We start from the raw sequence: 20,151 nt of genomic DNA, 5'->3' as shown, positions 1-20,151 counted from the left end.
TGCGCTTGAAATAGAAAGTCTTTAGAAAACCTCAATGAAACAAGTCATAATTGTTATAGCATCTTTATTCCTTTTCTTGGCCTGTAATAGTCATGATTCCGGCCTTAATATTGTTAAAACAGCATGTAACCATTTTGAACAGCCCTTAGGTGTAGAAACCGTTCATCCTGAATTCAGTTGGGTGGTTCAATCTGCAACATCGAATAATCTGCAAAAATCATATCATATTCTTGTGTCGGACGATGAAGCTTTGCTTGATAAGGACAGCAGCAATGTCTGGAATTCAGGAAGGGTTGAATCTGTTAATTCCATAAACGTGAGATATGAGGGTTCTGAATTAAAATCTGGTAAAACGTATTACTGGAAAGTTAAAGTCTGGGATGCATATGGTAACGAATCGGACTGGAGCAGGATCGGTTCGTGGCAAATGGGATTGCTTAAACCCAGAGATTGGAACGGTGCAAAATGGATTGGGTTTGAAGAGTTATCTGAAAAAGATCGGCTGGTTGAGGGCGTGACGGGTTATGGTGAATTATCGCACAATAAAGTTGAGAAACGGGCAATTGTGCCCATGTTCAGAAATGACTTTTACCTGGATAAAGAGATTGAATCTGCAACGTTATTTATAAGTGGTTTGGGACAATATGATGCCTACCTGAACGGAGAAAAAATCGGTGATGATTTTCTTACACCCGGATGGACCCATTTCGATAAAACGGTATTATACAATACATATAATGTGACGGATTTGCTGAGATCAGGGGATAATGCCATTGGTGTAATTGTTGGAAACGGGTTCTATTACAATAATCGCGAGCGATACCGTAAACTGATAATTGCGTATGGTTATCCGGAAATGATCTGCAAACTTCAGGTTAACTTTAAAAATGGTACATCTCAAACTATTGTATCTGGTTCGGATTGGCAAATTAAGCCTTCACCTATTACCTATTCCGGCATCTATGGCGGGGAGGACTATGATGCACGCCTGGAAGAAGATGGCTGGAATAAACCCGGTTTTGATGCACAGAACTGGCAGAAGGCCAAATTAGTTAAGGCCCCTGAAGGTAAACTAACATCCGATCAAAATTATCCGGTTAAAGTTGTACAAAGTTTTGATCCGGTTTCAACTACCAGGTTGAATGATTCGGTATATGTATATGATTTTGGTCAGAATGCTTCCGGAATTGTATCATTGGAAGTAGAAGGAAAAGAGGGTCAGAAAGTGCAACTATGGCCGGGAGAAGTATTGAAAGATAACGGGACAGTCAGTCAGCGTGGTTCAGGTTCACCCTATTATTACACTTATATTTTAGATGGTAAAGGAACAGAAAGCTGGCAACCACGTTTCAGTTATTATGGCTTCAGATACGTACAGGTTGTTGGTGCTCAGCCCGATTCTTCTAATGATGATCCGGGTCTGCCTAAAATAAAAGTGTTAAAGGCATTGCATACACGTGGTGATGCACCTCAGGTTGGCATGTTTGATTGTTCCAACGATTTGTTTAACCGCATTTTCGCACTTATAAACTGGGGTATTAAAAGCAATATTCAGAGTGTGATGACCGATTGCCCAACCCGCGAAAAACTGGGATGGCTGGAACAAACGCATTTAATGGGTGAAAGTGTTCATTTCAATTTTGACATGTATCCTCTATACGCAAAGCTGACCAATGATATGATGGATGCACAGACAGCTAAAGGTCTGGTTCCTTCTATCGTTCCGGAATATATTAATTTTGAATATTACGATACAGCATTTCGTGATTCGCCCGAATGGGGAAGTGCCTCTATTACCATGCCATGGATGATTTATAAATGGTACGGTGATCCGACTGTGATGCAAAAAGCATGGCCGATGATGCAGGCTTACATGAATTATTTAAGCAGTAAAGCTTCAGATGATATCCTGTCCCACGGCCTGGGAGACTGGTACGATATAGGACCCAATACACCAGGATTTGTTCAGTTAACACCGGTCCCTCTGGTGGCTACTGCAACATATTATTACGCTGCAGTACTTATGTCAGAAATTGCCGCAGAACTTGGAAAAAAGGAAGATGAAGCAGCATACAGTGATTTAGCCAGTCACATCAAAAGCGCATTTAACAACACTTTCTACAATACAGAAACCAGGATATATGCCACTGCCAGTCAGACAGCCTTGGCCATGCCTTTGAGTCTGGGATTGGTGCCAAATGGCGACGAGCAAGCCGTATTTAAAAATCTATTAAAAACCATTATGGCCGATAATTATAGTCTGACAGCCGGTGATATTGGATTTCATTACCTGGTGGATGCATTGACAAAATATGGTGCTTCTGAATTATTGTATCAGATGAATAACCGGGATGATGTGCCGGGTTATGCTTACCAACTGAAAAAAGGAGCCACTTCGTTAACGGAATCGTGGCAGGCGCTGGATATCAAATCCATGAACCATTTGATGCTGGGGCATCTGATGGAATGGTTCTACGCAGGGCTGGGTGGTATTGGTCAGGATAAATCATCGGTGGGATATAAATCAATTGTGATCAAACCAGATGTAATCGATAGCATATCGTATGTGAAAACAAGTTATGAATCACCATACGGTACCATAAAAAGTGAGTGGCAGCAGGATGGCAGCAGTTTTACATTAACCGTTGAAATACCGTTTAATACTTCAGCAACGGTCATTTTACCTTTCGAAGGAGAGGTTCGGATTAAACCTGAAAATGGCGTTGTCCCCGAAACAACCGGAACTTCAGAAGATAAGCCAACGTATAAGATTGGTTCAGGCAGATATATATTTAAAATCAGGAAATAGGCATGAAGAGGATTGTAGTACTTTCTGTATGTGTGGCAATAGTTTTAGTGGCTTGTAAAGTCCCGGAGAAAAAGGCGGATTTGCCCAAAATAGTGACACCGGCAAAGATGCAGAAGATCTATGAAACCGTAAAAACACCATATAAATACGGACTGATACTGGTACCTGACAGCAACAAATACAAAATGGACTGTCCAACTATTTTCAGGAAGGATAATAGATGGGTGATGACTTACATAGTTTTTGACGGACGAGGTTACGAGACGCATCTGGCAACCAGCGACGACCTTATTCACTGGGATCTGAAAGGAAAAATTCTGGAGTTTTCCGATTCTACCGACTGGGACTATAATCAGAAAGCCGGTTACCCGTCTTTAATTGATTACGATTGGGGTGGAGATTACGCCATCCAGAAATATGATGGTAAATACTGGATGAGTTATTTTGGGGGTGCTTCCAGTGGATACGAAAGCGGTTTGTTATCCATCAGCATGGCATTTACAGAAAAAGATCCTGCAACACAACACATATGGCAAACATTAGGGAAACCGGTGCTTATGCCAACCGATGAAGATGCGCGATGGTACGACAACAGTACCATGTATAAAAGTTTTGTGATCGAAGACAAGGAGAAGTTGACAGGCTATAAATTCCTGATGTATTACAATGCACGTGGAGACAGTATTAATCCTGCGCGTGGTGCAGAGCGCATCAGCATGGCAGTGTCCGATGACATGGTCAACTGGAAACGATACGGAAAGCAACCCATGATGAACCACCATAAAGGCATTACCGGCGACGCAGTATTTCAGAAAATTGGTGACATTTATGTGATGTTTTATTTCAGGGCTTACTGGCCGGAAGGTAAAACAGTTGTGTATAATAATTTTGCCTGTTCCTTTGATCTGGTTAACTGGACGGACTGGACCGGTCCCCGTTTGATAGAGCCATCGGAAAACTATGATAACCTTTTTGCGCATAAAGCCTATGTGATTTATCATGACGGCATTGTTTATCATTTTTATAATGCAGTGGATAAACTCGGCAACCGCGGTATCGCACTTGCCACATCCAAGGATATTGGGAAGAGTGATTTGCAATTTAAATCAACGGAAGAATCGAAAATTAAGTAAGGGGATAAAAGATGTCTGATGGCTTATCGTAACAGGATTTATTATTTTTACAAACAACGCTAATTTTAAACAGCAGGAATGACTAAACGACTTGGATTAATTCATACATCAGCTACCCTGGTACCGGTTTTTCAGGAACTGATTGACAAATATTTTGCAGGAAAAGATCTGAAAGTTTTTAATATTGTGGATGACAGCCTAATCAAACTTACCATTGAAAGAGGTGAGTTAACGCCTGACACATCCCGTCGTGTGGTGGATTATGTAGGTTCAGCCGAAGCTGCAGGTGCAGATTATATTCTGGTTACCTGTTCATCCATTGGGCCTGCTGTTGAAACTTCAGCGCTTGTGTCTAAAGTTCCTGTATTAAGAGTTGATCAACCTATGGCAGATAAAGCCATTCAGATGGGAGCCAAAATAGGAGTCATTGCCACCTTGTCGACCACCCTTGAACCCACCAGCGATTTGGTAAGACGAAGGGCGGTTGTTGCCAATAAAGAAATTGAGCTGACGTCAAAGCTCTGCGAAGGTGCATTCGATGCCTTAATGGGAGGGAACCCTGAAATTCACGACGAAAAAGTGGCTCAAGCCCTAAAAGAATTATCAGAGGAAGTTGATGTCATTTTATTGGCTCAGGCCTCAATGGCACGTGTCGTTTCACAACTTTCTGAAGAAGATAAAAAAGTTCCCATACTTACAAGTCCTGAACTTGCCATGGAACACCTTGCAAATATTTTATAACAATGGAAAAATTACAGAGGGTTAGTCTGATAACAGGTTTTATTTCCATTTTAATTATTGCACTGACTTTTCTGTTTAAGTGGGATTCATTTCTGGCTCCGGCTGCTGTTGCAGCGTCAGTGTTGCTTGCGTTTGGAATGGGGTCCGTCAAAGTCTTAAAGCCGTATCAATATACCGCATGGATTATTGCCGCTATCGTTTGTGGCCTGATGTATCCTTCTGCTTTTCTTAAATGGGGAGATTTTGATTTACGAAATAAATGGGTGATCCTGATAGTCATCCAGGTCGTGATGTTCGGCATGGGTACACAAATGAGCCTGAAAGATTTTACCGGGATCCGAACCATGGGTAAAGGCGTTTTGGTCGGTATTATCTGCCAGTTTTCGATTATGCCCCTAACCGGTTATATGTTAACCCGAGTTTTTAATTTTGAACCGGAAATTGCTGCAGGTGTTATCCTGATCGGCTCATGTTCAAGCGGACTTGCTTCAAATGTTATGGTTTACCTTGCAAATGCCAACCTTACACTTTCAGTGACGTTGACAGCAGTAGCCACTTTACTGGCACCCATTATGACACCGTTTATGATGAAACTGTTAGCAGGCACCTACATTGAGATTAATTTCTGGGACATGTGCATACAAATCATTAAAATAGTAATTGTGCCTATTGGTGCCGCCATGTTGTATGATGCTTATAATAGGCTTGATAAAACAGTTTCCAAACGGTTGAATATTGCATTTGGGATTGCTGTTTTCTGGATAATTGCAAATAGCGTTGTGCTCTGGAAATTAATGGCAAGGAGCTTATCTCCGGACATGATGAGAATTGCGGAATTACTAAATTTTCTGGCTGGTGCAGTAATCGCCGGCAAGATGTATTATCATCTGACCCTGGTAATTCCTAAACTAGGTAAATTAATGCCGAAGCTATCCATGTTTGGCATCGTTTATTTCACGCTGGTAACAACGGCAGCAAGCCGTGATAATATTCTGGCTATAGGGATATTCATGTTGCTGGCTTCTGTCATGCACAACTCATTGGGTTATTCGTTTGGATATTTAATAAGCAGAGCCCTCGGACTGGATAAAGATTCCTGCCGGACTGTTGCCCTGGAAGTAGGGCTACAGAATGGAGGAATGGCCACAGGACTTGCCGGTGTAATGGGAAAACTGGCCACGGTTGGTCTGGCATCAGCAATTTTTAGTCCATGGATGAATATTTCGGGGTCGCTTCTGGCAAACTACTGGAGAAAAAGGAAAGAGAAAGGAATGGCATTTAGCAATGTTGAGAATTCAGTTTAAACCAATAATAATAGAACCTGGGTTTCAACTACTTCCCTTCAGGGCATAAAAGGGTAAACGTAGTTGAAAGGTATACAACTTTTGAATAGTTTTATCCTCTAAGATATTTACTGATACGCTGCATGGCCTCATCAATTTTATCCAAATGATGAACCAGTGGACCATAAGACAAACGAACGGCATTATTTAATGTTTTACCGAATCCCCAGCCCGGAACAACTATAACACCGGTATTCTCCAAAATTTTGTGGGTGAATTCGGAACTGTCCATATCAACTTTCATTACGGTGTAAAGTCCACCTTCGGGAATTAAGCAAGGCATTCCAAGATGCTTTTCTATGGATGCAACGGTTTGTTCCGCAGCTTTCTGATAAAGTTTTGCTGTTTCTTTAATATACGGTCTGATGCTGTTATGGGTTATACCATTCCTGATATATTCAACCAGAGCCATCTGATGCAGACTATCCGGACATAAAATGGTGGCACCCTGTACAGCTTCAAAAGCAGAAATAATTTCGACAGGAGCTTCCACCCAACCTAAGCGACGTCCCAATCCGCGGCACCATTTTGAATTGGAATGGATGGAAATATAATTATCGTTTGGACCCCAGCTAAAATATTCCGGGAGATCGTCCTGCCATACCAGTTCTTTATACGCAAAATCGATCACCAAAAAAGCGCCAATGTCCTTTGCAGCATCCAGTGCTGCTTTAACAAATCCGGTGGAAGGAATCTGAGAAGTTGGATTATCAGGTGCACAAAGCATAATCATTTTTGGCTTTTCTGCTTTGATAAAGGCAGCAAACTCCGCTTTGCGTTCATTCGCAACATATTTCCAGTTTTCGGTATCCATAACAGAGAAATGAATTACTTCAATGTTATCAATTGAAGAAGCCTGTGCCGGATAATTGGCGTAGGTTGGATCCAACATACAAATTTTGTCCCCTTCATCCAGGATAATATTCATCAGGTTTGCCGTCATCTGGGATGAATTGGCCCCAATGGCAATTTGTTCTGGTGATAAATCCATGTCATCACCATAAATATGCTTCTCAAAATCTACGATGGCTTTCCGGCATTCGGGCATCCCAATGGTTGTAGGATAGGCTCCACTTGCATGAAACTTTTGACTGTCATCAATAATCGAAGCATAGGCACTACGCATGGAATCAGGTGCTTCGTGATTCACCCATCCACCAGAAAATGAAATAACATCGGCAGGATCGAGACCTACTTTCCTGAAGAATTCAGGATTAGCCAGATCCATAATTTCACGGATGGGTGATTTTTTATTTTTAAACGTAGTTACCTTTTTTGAAATCGACGGTTTCATCAGATGCTTTGTTTTTTGATGTTGTGAATTAATTGTATGGTATTATTTCCTGGCAATTGTAGCTTCCGCAGCTTTGACAATATCTTCAACGCTCATTTCATAATAATCCAGCAGTTCCTGTGGCAGACCTGAACCTGCAAATTTGTCTCGCAGTCCGATTCGATATACCGGAACCGGATAATTTTCTGCAGCTACCTCCATGATGGCACTTCCCAGTCCGCCAATAATGTTATGATCTTCAGCCGTCACAGCAGCACCACATTGTTTGAGTACATTAGTAACTCCCTGTGTATCGATTGGCTTCACCGTATGTACTTCAACAACGGTTACGCCTATTCCCTTTTCTTCCAGAATTTTAGCTGCTTCAAAAATACGGGGAAGCAAGACCCCGTTTCCGAACAGTGCAATATCATTCCCTTTTTGCGAAATGATGTTGATCTTCCCCGGAGTAAACGGTGTATCCTTTTCAAAGACAACAGGATCACGTCCGCTTCCTAATCGGATATAAACAGGACCAGGTATGTCTGCTGCCGCGATGGTTGCCTGACGGGCCTGATCGGCATCGGCTGGAACTAAAATGGTAACATTGGCAATGGTGCGTAAAATTCCGATATCTTCAAAGAACTGATGTGTTACCCCTTCGCGTTCACCCCCTGCTATTCCTCCGTTTACACCGGCCAGTTTCACATTCAGATTCGGATAAGCGATAAACGTACGGATCTGTTCACAGGCACGCATGGTAATAAAACCGGCATAGGTGGCAAAAAACGGAATACGTCCGTCCAGGGCAAGGCCTGCAGAAGTAGCGGTTGCATTTTGTTCGGCAATACCCACTTCAACATACTGATCTGGTCGTTTTTCAATGAATTCGGTGGCACGCATAGCCAATACGCTGTCTGCACATACCAGCATGATCCGGTCATCTTTTTCTGCAAGGGTTTCCAGTCCCTGCATAAATCCTATTCGTGTACTTTCTGTTTTATTCAAGATCCAATCCTCCCAAAACTGACATTGCTAACTGATGTTCTTCATCGCTTGGTACTTTTTTATGCCAAGCATTATTCCCTTCCATAAACGGAACACCTTTCCCCTTTAAAGTATGGGCAATAAATATTATCGGCTGATCCGGTTTTGGTGCTGCCATGTCAGGAACAATAACCATTCCTTCCCTTTCAGATTCGTCTGATCGACCACGCTTTGCCGCATTTTCAAGCGCAAACGTCAGCTTCTCAATATCATGTCCGTCAATATCAATGGCATACCACCCAAACGCTTCCCATTTTTCTTTCAGGTTTTTCAATCCGCTTATTTTTTCAACCGTTCCACCACTCTGAATGCCATTGTAATCAATGATGGCAATCAGATTGTGAAGCTTGTATTTTGGAATGGTCATCGCTGCTTCCCAGACAATTCCTTCATTTAACTCACCATCACCCGTTAAAACAAAGGTTAATGCATCAGAACCTCTTCGCAGGGTTGAAAGAGCCATTCCACATCCCTGTGGTAATCCATGTCCCAATGATCCGGAAGTAGCATCAACACCAGGTGTGGATTTTTGAACAGGATGCCCCTGCATGCGTGATCCCAACGAACGCAAAGTCTTAAGTTCTGCAGACGGGAAATACCCTTTGCGTGCCAGTGCTGCATAATATGCGGGACAAGCGTGACCTTTCGATAAAATGAACCGGTCTCTGTCCTTCCAGTCCGGTTCTTCAGGATTTATGCGAAGAACATCAAAATAAAGGACTGCCAAAATATCTGCAATAGACATGCTGGGGCCGGGGTGACCATCACCTGCATAATATATGGTGTTAACAATATCGCGGCGTATCTGCGTAGCTGCAGCTTTCAACCGTTCAATACGTTCTGTCATTAGTGATTTATTTAGTAATAAAGTTAATTCCTGCTTTTCCTATAACTAACGTAAAACTATATCCTGAAAAACATTGTCCAAATATAGTGCAAAACATATACTTTATGAAAAGGTTTACATTATTATTTATTTAACTATTTACAATATATTGGTGAGAAATTAGATTGTTTAAATGTAATTTTTTTATTGTAAAAACATTATTTTTGTAAACGTTTACAGTTTTTGCAACATTATTAATTTATTTGGTAAAAAATCCCGTATGAAGCATCTTTTTACGATTGTTTTGGCCTTACTGTTTATTCTGAGTTCGTGTAGTGAAGGAATTTCTACAGGTAGCAGGATGGACTTTAACTCCGGATGGAAATTTTACCCTGGTGACGATTCTTCAGCTTTTCAGGCAATATATAACGACAACTACTGGAAAAATCTCAATCTTCCTCACGACTGGAGCATTGAAGGAAATTTCAGTATCGATAATCCTGCCGGACCTGAAGGGGGGGCATTGCCGACAGGCATCGCTTGGTATCGAAAAACGTTTGTTTTGGATGAAGCTGGTTCTGATCGCTATTATATAGACTTCGATGGTGTAATGAGCAACAGCGAGGTCTGGATCAATGGACATTACCTTGGCAAGAGACCCTATGGATACAGCTCATTCCGGTACGAACTCACACCATATCTGCATCGGAACGATTCAGTGAATGTGATAGCTGTTAAAGTAGACAACTCTGATCAGCCGGCTTCCCGCTGGTACACCGGTTCGGGGATCTACCGGAATGTGTGGCTGGTTCCTGAGAATGACATTCATATTGCGCACTGGGGAACATTTGTAAGCACCCCGACCGTGACTGCAAATCATGCCAAGGTTCGGTATCAAATTGACCTGATAAATCTGACGGGTTCAAAGCATAAAGTGAAAATCAAATCGGTGATTTATAATGCCGATGGATTAAATGTGGCAGAGCAAAAGTCTGGGAGTTCAATTGAGGAAGAGAAACAAATATTTCAGGAATTTAATATTGATGATCCCGATTTGTGGTCCCCCGAAAATCCCGTCTTGTATCGTGTGGTTACTGAAATTTATAAGGGAAATCAATTGTATGATAGGGTTGAAACACCATTTGGTATCCGTAATTTTAAATTTACACCGCTTGAAGGTTTTTTTCTGAACGGAAAAGTTTTGAAGATTCACGGGGTGAACCAGCATCATGATCTGGGTGCGCTTGGTGCTGCATTTAATGAAAGAGCTGCCGAACGACAACTGGAAATTCTGAAAGCCATGGGATGCAATGCCATCCGAATGGCACATAATCCACCGGCGCCTGAGTTACTGGATTTGTGCGATCAGATGGGATTTCTGGTCATAGATGAAGCCTTTGATGAATGGAAACACACCAAGGTAAAAAGAGGATATCATCTGTATTGGGATGAGTGGCATAAACGTGACCTTCAGGATATGGTACTGCGGGACAGAAACCATCCGTCCATTATTGCATGGAGCATTGGTAACGAAATTCCGGAACAGTTTGATTCCACCGGGATCACGATAGCCAGGGAACTGGTGGAAATTGTTAAGGAGCTGGATACCACAAGGTATGTTACCAGCGCATTGACGGAGACTGATCCCCAGAAGAACAACATATATAAATCGGGTGCACTGGATCTGCTTTCGTTTAACTATAAACATAAGGAATACCTGAAGTTTCCGGATCGCTATCCGGGTGAATGTATGCTTCCATCAGAAAATAACTCGGCGCTGGCAACCCGTGGTCATTATGACCTGCCTTCAGACAGCGTGCGCATCTGGCCACCGGCTTACAATAAACCTTTCGACGGAAATGCTGATTTTACGGCATCTTCGTATGATAATGCCATTGCCTACTGGGGATCAACGCATGAAGCTACCTGGGCTGTGGTGAAAAATAATACGTTTATTCCCGGCATGTTTGTCTGGTCAGGGTTTGATTACCTTGGTGAGCCAATTCCTTATCCTTATCCGGCCAGAAGTTCGTATCTTGGAATCATCGATTTATGTGGTTTCCCAAAAGATCCCTACTACATGTACCAAAGCGAATGGTCGGATGAAACCATGTTACATCTGTTTCCCCACTGGAACTGGAAAGCCGGACAATTGGTGGATGTATGGGCTTATTACAATAATGCTGATGAAGTAGAACTGTTTTTGAACGGCGCATCACAGGGTATTAAACATAAGTCTGATGACCAGTTTCACGTGATGTGGCGCATTCCTTTTGAATCCGGTACTATCAAAGCAGTATCACGTAAAAACGGGGAAGTGGTTTTGGAAAAGGAAATAAGTACAGCTGGTGAACCATATAAAATTGAACTATCAGCAGATCGCAGTAAAATGTATGCTGACGGAACGGATCTTTCTTTTGTCACTGTCAGGGTATTGGATCGGGATGGAAATCTTGTGCCACATGCCGATAATTTGATTAACTTCGAAGTTGCCGGAACCGGATTTATCGCAGGTGTGGACAATGGTTACCAGGCCAGTCTTGAACCATTCAGGGCAGACCATCGCAAAGCCTATAATGGCATGTGTCTGCTCATCGTTCAGGCGGAAAAAACAGCAGGAGAAATTAGTGTTACTGCCACATCGGATCAACTTGAGGCGGATTCGTTGGTGATAACAACCGAATAAGAAGATGTTATGAAAAATACAAAACGAAATACATTACATGGAATTCTGACTGGTGTCATTTTAAGCCTTTTCCCCATTTGGGGTGCAACAGGGCAGACCATTGCCGGTGATCCTGCCGGAATACCGCCGGTTCCGCATATTTACAATTCGGTGCCCTGGGAAAATCCACAGGTTTGCGAAATAAACAGAGACCGTTCCAGGGCAACGGCTTATTCATATCCGACTATTCAGGCTGCGATAGCAGATAACCGCGAAACATCCGGACGTTTTAAATCTCTGAACGGTACATGGGACTTTTATTTTGCGATCAAACCAGCCGATGCATCAAAGGATTTCTATAAAAGCCGGGTAAATGGATGGGATAAAATTGAGGTGCCCTCCAATTGGGAGCTGAAAGGCTATGATGTACCGATTTATAAAAGTTCCATCTATCCGTTCCGTCCCATAAATCCACCTTATGTACCGCGTGATTACAATGGTGTTGGTTCATATCAGCGTACATTCACCGTGCCGGATGCATGGAAGGACATGAACATTACGCTTCATTTTGGAGGTGTGAAATCGGCTTTTACAGTTTGGGTCAACGGAGAATTTCTGGGATATGGCGAGGATGGCTGTCTGCCGTCTGAATTTAATGTGACAGCCTATCTGAAAGATGGTGAAAATATAGTGTCTGTACAGGCCATCCGGTGGAGCGATGCTTCTTATCTGGAGGATCAGGATCACTGGCGTTTAAGTGGTATACAAAGGGAAGTATTCCTCATGGCTGAACCAAAATTACGCATAGCCGACCTGCACTACCAGGCCAAACTGGACAAGGATTATAAAGATGCAGTTTTGAGTATTCGTCCTAGGTTTGATAACCTGACCGGTGATACAGTGAATGGATATACTATGGAAGCACAGTTATTTGATGCGGCTCAAAACCCGGTATTTGAGGAACCCCTCAGTAAAAGTGCAGCGGATATTATCAACGAATCTTATCCACGGCTTGATAATGTAAAGTTTGGTGTGTTTGAAACAACCGTAAAAAATCCGTTGAAATGGAGCGCCGAAGAGCCCAACCTGTATACTCTGGTTTTAACGCTTAAAGATAGTCATGGGAATGTGGCAGAGGCTAAAAGTTGCAAGGTTGGATTCCGCGACATCCGGTTTGCAAAGGATAACAGTAAACTGCTCATCAATGGGAAGGTGACTTACCTGTATGGGGTTAACCGGCACGACCATGATCCCGTTAAAGGGAAAGCACTCTCACGCGAAGACATCAGAAGAGACATCGTGCAGATTAAACAGTTTAACTTCAATTGCATTCGTACCTCACATTATCCCAACGATCCTTATTTATATGATCTGTGCGATGAATACGGCATTTATGTGATTGATGAAGCCAACCACGAAACGCATGGAATAGGTGGCAAGCTTGCTAACGATCCGGAGTGGACCAATGCCATGATGCAAAGGGTTCAGCGCATGGTTGAACGCGATAAAAACCACCCGTCCGTTATTTTCTGGAGTCTTGGAAATGAGGCAGGACGTGGTCCGAATACAGCTGCTATGGCAGGTTGGGTGCACGATTTTGATATTACGCGCCCTGTGCATTATGAACCGGCTATGGGGGATCAGCACGCTGAAGGTTATATTCCCTTTGGTGATCCGGGTTATCCCAAAGATCACTCACACCGTATTCAGACACCTCTGGATGAACCCTATGTGGATATCATTAGCAGGATGTATCCTGCATTGTATACAGGCCCGCTTCTTGTTTATCAGGATAACGGTGACAAGCGGCCAATCTTTTGGTGTGAATACTCGCATTCCATGGGTAATTCTACCGGTAACCTTGCAGAATTCTGGGATCAGATTCGCACCCTGCCGCGAATGATTGGAGGTTGCATCTGGGATTACAAAGACCAGGGCTTACTGAAGAAAGATTCAAACGGGAATGAATTTTTTGCATACGGTGGTGATTTTGGTGCCAGGTTGAATGACAATAATTTTTGTATCAATGGAATTGTAGCTTCAGACGGACGTGCAAAACCTGCCATTTTTGAATGCAAACATGTGTTTCAGCCGGTGGAATGTAAGATGCTGGATGCTGAGAAAGGTTTGGTTCAAATTAAAAACCGTCAAAGTGTAAAATCGCTTGCAGATTATACCATCACGGTTGATTTCAGGGAAGACGGACGTGTGATCAAAGCAATTAAATTAAATAATGTTTCATTGGACGCTGGCAGAGATACGGTCATTGATATCTCAAAAGACTATCCAAAATTTAAGAAGGGTCTGGAATATCTGGCCGATATTCACTTTACACTTTCAGAAGCAACACCCTGGGCTGATGCCGGTTTCGAAGTGGCATCCAATCAGTTTGAACTGACTGGTCTGCCAAAACCGGCAACAAATTCAGGATCAGACAAAGAACTGAAAATTAAGGAAGCCGTAGATGGCTATGAAGTTTCCGGAACCGGTTTCAGTATGCTCTTTGACCATGAAACGGGTGCTTTAAGTTCGTATAAACAAAAGAATGAAGAACAAATATATCAACCATTACTGCCGCATTTTACGCGCCCATTGACAGATAATGATGAGCGCGGCTGGAAACCACAGCAGCAGCTTAAGGTCTGGTATGTCAACAAACCTGTGCTTGAAAATATGTCTGTGGATGCCCTGGACAAAACCAATATTAAGATTACCAGTGTGTATTCTTTCATTAAAAACAAGGCAGATATTGAAGTTACATACAGTATTAATGGTGATGGCGTGGTGAAAGTTGATTTCACTCTGAATGCGGACACGGCTCTGCCAAATATCCCTAAGGTAGGAATGCAGTGCGGGATCAACCGTACTTACGATGATATTGAATGGTATGGCCGCGGGCCTCAGGAAAACTACATCGATCGCAGACAGGGTGCTCCTGTTGCTGTGTATGACATGCCGATAGAAGAATTTATGGAACCCTATGTGATGCCACAGGAGAATGGAAATCGTACGGATGTAAGATGGATGTATCTGAATGATGGCAAAAATGATGGGCTTCTGGTCGTGGCAGACAGCCTGTTAAGCATGAGCGCATGGCCTTATGCAGAGGAAAACATTAATGAAGCTAAGCATACCAACGAACTGGAAGATGCCGGTTTCATCACATTGAATATCGATCTCATTCAGATGGGCGTTGGTGGTAACGACAGCTGGTCGCCGGTAGCAGCACCAATTAAAAAATACCAGGTTCCTGCTAAAATATGGAAATACAGCTATTATTTATTCCCGGTAAAAAATTTAAGAAGTGATCCCGATAAAACGGCCCGAAATATCAGATTTTAAGCAGTCAATTCCATGAAGATCAGATACACGCACATATCATTCACGTTTTCAGTCATCATTTTAGTGACTTTAATGTTGTGTGTTGGATGTGAGAATCAGAGATCACAAAAATCAGAGCGCATATTGAATGAAATGGATGAGGCAAATGCTAAACCATGGATCTTCTGGTACTGGATGCACGGTGCCGTTTCGCGAGAAGCCATCACAGCCGACCTTGAAGCCATGCATCAGGTTGGTATAGGTGGAGCCATGCTGATGCCAATTAAGGAGGTGCTTGATTCATCGTTTTATTATCCGGCTTATGAAACCATGACACCGGAATGGTGGGATCTGGTTCAGTATGCCATGGAAGAAGCCAAACGGCTTGGCCTGCAAATCGGCATGAATGCCTGCGATGGATTTACCTGTGCCGGTGGTCCGTGGATCACACCGGAAGTGTCTATGCAAAAAGTGGTATGGGCCGACACCCTCGTTACCGGCGGATATACGTTTAAAGGGAACCTGCCACAACCGGAAATCGTCAAAGGGTATTACGACGATATTGCCACATTTGCTTATCCGGCTTATGCAGGAACGGGTATCAGCTCCTATGATCTGAATCCCAAAGTAACCACGAGTTTAGAACATGAGAACCTGCAATACCTGGCGCAAAAACATAATACCAGACAATTTTCAACACGCCAACCGTGCTGGATTCAGTATGCGTTTAAAAAACCGTTTACCTGTCGCTCTGTGATGCTTAAAACAGGTTGGAATAATTACCAGGCTAACCGTTTAATTATCGAAATCAGTGATGATGGTGTGCATTTTACTAAACATACACGCCTTGTTCCCCCACGCTCCGGCTGGCTTGATCTGGATGCTGATAACACGCAGTCCATTCCACCGGTAACAGCAAAGTATTTTCGTTTTGTATTTGATCCTGAAGGTTCTGAACCGGGGGCAGAAGATATTGACGATGCCAAATGGAGTCCGCGCTTAAGAACCTACGGCATTGAACTTTCCGGTAATCCGAGGATCAGTCAGTTCGAAGGCAAGTCCGGTATGATCTGGCGGATTGCAAAAGAAACAACAGATAAAGAGATATCGCCAGATATGTGCGTTCCGGAGGATCAACTCATTAATATATCAGAGCAGGTAGGTGACAATGGTGAACTGGAGTGGGAAATTCCGGAAGGAAAATGGATTATCCTTAGAATAGGACACACCTCAACAGGACATGAAAATTATGTTGGTGGTGGAGGTAAAGGCCTGGAATGTGATAAGTTTGATCCGGAAGTGATTCGTTTTCAGTTTGATCAGTGGTTCGGCGAAGCCTTTCGGCAGGTAGGGCCTGATCTGGCAGGTGATGTGTTAAAGCGGTTTCATATCGACAGTTGGGAGTGCGGAAGTCAGAACTGGTCGCATGTTTTCCCTGAGGAATTTAAGAGACGCAGAGGCTATGACCTGATGCCATATCTGCCGGTCATGGCTGGTGTTCCATTGAAAGACACCGAGTTTTCGGAAAAGGTATTAAAAGATATACGGACTACCGTATCCGATTTGTTCACCGACGTATTTTACAGGACACTGGCTGAGGAAGCCCATAAAAAAAAGACCTTGTTCAGTGCTGAGTGCATCGCCCCGGTTGGCGTCTCTGACGGCATGTTGCACTATAAGGAGGTTGATCTGCCCATGGGTGAATTCTGGTACAACAGTCCGTCGCACGATAAGCCAAACGATATGCTCGATGCGATTTCTGCAGCGCACATTTATGGTAAAAGAATTATACAGGCTGAAGCCCTGACCGAAATCCGTCTGGACTGGGATGAGTATCCCGGCATATTAAAACCGGTGGTGGACCGTAATTTTGCTTTGGGTGCCAATCGAATGGTTCCACACGTGTTTGTGCTGAATCCATGGATGGACCGTAAACCGGGAATGACGCTTGGCATGAATGGAAACTTTTTCCAGCGGGATCAGACCTGGTGGAAACCCGGGAAAGCTTTCTTTGAATACCTTACCAATTGTCAGCGGCTATTGCAAAAAGGTGATCCGGTGGTGGATATTGCTGTTTTCACCGGAGAAGAGATACCGAGAAGGGCCATTTTACCCGACAGACTGGTGGATGTACTGCCGGGAATCTTTGGGAGGTATAAGGTTGAACTGGAAAGAAAAAGACTTGAAAATGCAGGTATCCCGACAAGAGATATTCCGAAAGGCGTAAGAACGCAGTCGAACATTTCGGACCCTGAAGACTGGATTGATCCGTTAAACGGTTATGCATACGATTCGTTCAATAAAGATGTCCTGTTAAGATTAGCAACTGTTGAAGATGGCAGAATCGTATTGCCGGGTGGCGCATCCTATGGCGTGCTGGTCATTCCCGGAAACCGGAAAATGGCACCGGATGGAGGAAAAGAAATGAGTCTTGAAGTGGCAGAAAAACTGTTGAGCCTTTTAAAGGATGGCGCCACAGTTCTTATGATGGATAAGCCGGATAAAACGCCCGGATGGGAGTCCGGATCAAATGCAGACCAACAGTTGAAGAAAACCATAGCTGAGTTCTTTAACGGAGATAAGGTTAGCATTGAGGACGGGAAAGGGCATAAGCAAATGATGTGGAATATTGGGAAAGGGAAGGTGATTCAGGGACCGTGGATCCTTGATTCTTTTGATCCGATACACATACAACAGGATGTCCAGGGTTACGATGCCGAAGGTGAAAAAACCGATATAGCCTGGAATCATCGGACTGAAAAAGGGAAAGAAATTTATTTTATTTCCAACCAACAGAATGAGGCAAGAAATATTACCCTGTCGTTTCGTGTAGAAGACAAGGAACCTGTGTTGTATGATCCGGTAAGAAATACGCAATACAGATTACCTGATTGGCAGCAGCATAATGCCAGAACAGAATTGAAATACCGCTTTGAACCTTACCAGTCTGTTTTTGTGATTTTTGAGAATAATGATCCCAAATCCTTAAAGTCTGCAGGTAAAAACTGCTTAGAAACGAAACCGGTTCAAACGATAACTGGTACGTGGAATGTGAAGTTTGACCCCGAATTCGGTGGGCCGGAAGAAGCGGTCAGGTTTAATAAACTGACTGACTGGAGCAAAAATGCAGATACGAAAATTAAATATTATTCCGGTACAGCTGTGTATAGCACGTCATTTGAATTTTCTGATGAATTAAAAGAGAATCAGTCGGTATGGCTTGATTTGGGTGAAATTGCAAATATAGCAGAGGTGACACTGAATGGTAAGTCATGTGGCATCGTCTGGACAGCACCCTACCGACTCAGAATTGACGGAGCCTTAAAGTCAGGGAATAACAAATTACAGATAGCTGTCACCAATACCTGGGCAAACCGATTAATTGGTGATCATCAGTTACCGGAGGACCAAAGGATCACATGGACAACAGCGCCATACAGATTGGAGGGTAAGCCGCTGGGAAAAGCAGGATTACTGGGACCGGTTAGTATAAATTATGAATTATGAATTAGGAATGGTAATTAGAAATTTAGATACTATTAAAGATATGAAGATACAATTTAAAAACATAGGATTAATTCTTTTACTGCTGGCTGGAGTGGCATGGCCGGGGCAAGCTGAAATTAAACTTCCGGCACTGTTTACAGATTATGTGGTTCTGCAGCAGCAAAGCGATGTAGCAGTCTGGGGTTGGGCTGATGCGAAAGAAAGCGTTGTTGTTAAACCATCGTGGAGTGATGAAGTTTATTCCACAAAGGCAGATAAAAGCGGGAAATGGAAACTGAACATTAAAACACCTGTTGCCGGTGGACCATTCGAATTGTCAGTCAGTGATGGCACTGAGGTTGTATTGCATGATATCATGATCGGAGAGGTTTGGTTGTGCTCAGGCCAATCAAACATGGAGATGCCCATGAAAGGCTTTCCGGGTCAACCTGTTGAAGGATCAAACATGGACATCCTGAAATCGAAAAACAACAATATTCGTATGATTACGGTACCCCGTGGAAAGACACCGGTGATAAAGGATGATTTTAATGGGAAATGGATAACGGCATCACCGGAGACGGTGGCAGAATTCAGTGCAACAGGGTATTATTTTGGTCGTCTTCTGAATGAGATGCTGGATGTTCCGGTTGGATTAATTGATGTGACATTTGGTGGGTCTTGCATACAGGCCTGGATGAGTGAAGAAACCAGTGTACCATTTAACGATACGCCCTTGCCTAACATGGATGACATTCCCAATATCCCAAATCGTACGCCAACTGTTCTGTTTAACAGTATGTTGAATCCGGTCATCGGGTTTGGAATGAAGGGCTGTATCTGGTACCAGGGTGAAACCAACTACGAAAGTCCGGATCAGTATGAAAAGCTGTTTCCGGAAATGGTGGCAGAATGGCGTAAGTTATGGAATATCGGCGAATTTCCGTTTTACTACATGCAGATAGCACCTTTTGACTATTCCATGTTTCAGCATGATACAATCAATCCGAAATTTAACTCGGCTTACCTGCGTGATGCACAGCGCAAATCCATGAATAATATCTCTAACAGTGGTATGGCCGTGATTATGGATATTGGGGAAAAGACCTGTATTCATCCCAAAAAGAAAAAAGTTGGAGGTGAGCGTCTGGCCTTATGGGCCTTGGGTGATACCTATGGTATAAAAGGGTTCGGTTTTAAAAGCCCGTCACTTAATGCCATAGAAATCAAAGGTAGCAAAGTGGTGGTTTCTTTTAATGATGTGGGTGAAGGCTTAACCACGTTTGGACAGGATCTTACCGGTTTTGAGATTGCCGGCGAGAATAAGATATTCTTTCCCGCACAGGTCTATTTAAGAAGAAAATCGGTGGTTGTTTCATCGCCACATGTGGAAAAACCGGTTGCTGTGCGCTATGCATTCGATGATTTTGTAATCGGAACCTTATTCGGTACAAACGGATTACCGGTGTCCTCGTTCCGAAGTGATGAATGGTAGTTGGAGATATAA

At 43.1% G+C, this 20,151-nt stretch carries 11 protein-coding genes; 8 read left to right on the top strand and 3 right to left on the bottom strand.

What is annotated here, in order from left to right; genetic code table 11:
* Window positions 1-34 precede the first annotated feature (34 nt).
* The 4 genes from ACE1ET_RS18715 to ACE1ET_RS18700 all read left to right on the top strand — a co-directional run bounded on the left by ACE1ET_RS18715 (window position 35) and on the right by ACE1ET_RS18700 (window position 5,987).
* Window positions 35-2,809, top strand: a complete 2,775-nt coding sequence (locus ACE1ET_RS18715; RefSeq protein ID WP_375729950.1) for a glycoside hydrolase family 78 protein — start codon at window positions 35-37, stop codon at window positions 2,807-2,809.
* Between the two features lie 2 nt (window positions 2,810-2,811).
* Complete coding sequence (locus ACE1ET_RS18710) at window positions 2,812-3,942, top strand: glycoside hydrolase family protein (RefSeq protein ID WP_375729949.1); 1,131 nt, start codon at window positions 2,812-2,814, stop codon at window positions 3,940-3,942.
* Between the two features lie 78 nt (window positions 3,943-4,020).
* Window positions 4,021-4,683, top strand: a complete 663-nt coding sequence (locus ACE1ET_RS18705) for an aspartate/glutamate racemase family protein (RefSeq protein WP_375729948.1) — start codon at window positions 4,021-4,023, stop codon at window positions 4,681-4,683.
* A gap of 2 nt (window positions 4,684-4,685) precedes the next feature.
* Entirely contained in the window at window positions 4,686-5,987 is a 1,302-nt protein-coding gene (locus tag ACE1ET_RS18700) for a bile acid:sodium symporter family protein (protein WP_375729947.1), read from the top strand.
* A 91-nt stretch (window positions 5,988-6,078) separates the two neighbouring features.
* Here the strand turns inward: ACE1ET_RS18700 and ACE1ET_RS18695 are convergent, their stop codons facing one another.
* From ACE1ET_RS18695 to ACE1ET_RS18685, 3 genes are read right to left on the bottom strand one after another with little or no spacing between them, the layout of a single operon-like run.
* On the bottom strand, window positions 6,079-7,320 hold the full coding sequence (locus tag ACE1ET_RS18695) for a pyridoxal phosphate-dependent aminotransferase (RefSeq protein WP_375729946.1): 1,242 nt from the start codon (window positions 7,318-7,320) through the stop codon (window positions 6,079-6,081).
* Window positions 7,321-7,362: 42 nt separating this feature from the next.
* Window positions 7,363-8,307, bottom strand: coding sequence for a transketolase family protein (locus ACE1ET_RS18690; protein WP_375729945.1), 945 nt, complete (start codon window positions 8,305-8,307; stop codon window positions 7,363-7,365).
* Window positions 8,300-9,193: a transketolase gene (locus tag ACE1ET_RS18685; protein ID WP_375729944.1), complete on the bottom strand. Its 894-nt coding sequence runs from the start codon at window positions 9,191-9,193 to the stop codon at window positions 8,300-8,302. The genes ACE1ET_RS18690 and ACE1ET_RS18685 overlap by 8 nt, the downstream gene beginning before the upstream one ends.
* A gap of 259 nt (window positions 9,194-9,452) precedes the next feature.
* Between ACE1ET_RS18685 and galB the strand changes: the two genes are divergently transcribed.
* The 4 genes from galB to ACE1ET_RS18665 are packed head-to-tail and all read left to right on the top strand — an operon-like array spanning window position 9,453 to window position 20,139.
* Window positions 9,453-11,858 carry a beta-galactosidase GalB gene (gene galB, locus ACE1ET_RS18680; protein ID WP_375729943.1) on the top strand — a complete coding sequence of 802 codons (2,406 nt, stop codon included), beginning with the start codon at window positions 9,453-9,455 and terminating at the stop codon, window positions 11,856-11,858.
* Between the two features lie 9 nt (window positions 11,859-11,867).
* On the top strand, window positions 11,868-15,179 hold the full coding sequence (locus ACE1ET_RS18675; protein WP_375729942.1) for a glycoside hydrolase family 2 TIM barrel-domain containing protein: 3,312 nt from the start codon (window positions 11,868-11,870) through the stop codon (window positions 15,177-15,179).
* A 12-nt stretch (window positions 15,180-15,191) separates the two neighbouring features.
* Window positions 15,192-18,665: a glycosyl hydrolase gene (locus ACE1ET_RS18670; RefSeq protein WP_375729941.1), complete on the top strand. Its 3,474-nt coding sequence runs from the start codon at window positions 15,192-15,194 to the stop codon at window positions 18,663-18,665.
* On the top strand, window positions 18,655-20,139 hold the full coding sequence (locus tag ACE1ET_RS18665) for a sialate O-acetylesterase (RefSeq protein WP_375729940.1): 1,485 nt from the start codon (window positions 18,655-18,657) through the stop codon (window positions 20,137-20,139). The genes ACE1ET_RS18670 and ACE1ET_RS18665 overlap by 11 nt, the downstream gene beginning before the upstream one ends.
* Window positions 20,140-20,151 lie beyond the last annotated feature (12 nt).

This window comes from Quyinboa mangrovi (genome assembly GCF_042219825.1).
Lineage (GTDB): Bacteria > Bacteroidota > Bacteroidia > Bacteroidales > UBA5342 > JBHJHP01.
The sequence above is the reverse complement of the archived record's forward strand: the minus strand, read 5'-3'. Positions and strand labels throughout refer to the sequence as shown.